1 protein-coding gene is annotated in these 1,056 nt (G+C 56.9%); it reads right to left on the bottom strand.

What is annotated here, in order from left to right:
- Positions 1–352: 352 nt before the first annotated feature.
- A partial coding sequence (locus tag ACXJKH_RS21130; RefSeq protein WP_457322309.1) for a TniB family NTP-binding protein occupies positions 353–1,056 on the bottom strand: 704 nt, incomplete at its 5' end.

Genomic DNA, 1,056 nt, shown 5'->3' with positions numbered 1-1,056 from the left:
GCTGAACCTGGAGTAGCAGGTCACGGTCCGACTTAGCGCTTTGGCTAGGAACATGAAGGTTGAGTTCTTCAGAGCAATCTCGCACTCCGATGCCATTGTTGTGAGAAGCGGAACGACCGAGTGTTCCACTGGGCGCGGTCTGTCCAGCTGCGGGCCTACCACTGCCGTTATCCTGTCTCCAGGACGAAGCTCCGAGTGTCGGCCTGCCCTTCTTGCAATCACCTCGAAGAGGTAGGAAGGAGTGACACTGTGTAGACGTGCAAGCCGGAGCACGTATGAGTGCAGTGCCTCGACATCGCCAGTGTTCTTCCCAACGATTTCCAAAGGAAGTAGGCGTGGAGTGGTCTCGTCATCAGATTTCATTGCGGCGTGTTTTCCTCTTGAATGGAGCCGGTTTCTTGCTCGCTCGCAATGCCAACGTCGGCCCTGCTTCGGGCATGGCGACGACCTTTTTTTCTGAAAAGTGGAGTTCTCCACGCCGGATCTCAGCGCTAACCGAGGCAAGCGCTGAGCTAAGCTGCCTGGTCCGAGCCCAATCACCCTGTCCGGGTATCGAGCGGCCTTCAGATCGGCAGGAAGCTAAAGCATTCCGGATCCATCGTGAAAGCGCACCTATGCAGCCCCATGAGCCGTCATGAAGTGCCTCGATGTACTCGTCCATTGCATACTCGTCTTCATGGATGAGGCTCGAGTAGTGGCGCACTATCCTTGTCCATTCGACCATGTCCCACTCTGACTCCCTGTAGCGGGGGAATTCGATGGTTTGAGATCGGCCGATCAGATGAGGAGCCAGGTTGACCGCGGTCAGAAGATCGTAAGAGCCGACTAGAACAAGGCGAACTCCTGTCCTGGCAGCCAGCACCTTGAATGAATCCAAGATTGCACCGGCGGACCTCTCCCCACCTTTCGCGTTCAACACATGGTGGGCTTCGTCTATGACCAGGAACTGCGTACGCCTCGCCACGAGGCATCTCTCGAAGGCCGAACGCATCGCACCCTCTGTGGTTCGGCTAAGAAAAGAGTCGCCGAGTCGACCCTCACGTGCAGCGACGTCGG

The sequence above is a fragment of the Stenotrophomonas sp. P5_B8 genome (assembly GCF_054049855.1).
The sequence above is the reverse complement of the archived record's forward strand: the minus strand, read 5'-3'. Positions and strand labels throughout refer to the sequence as shown.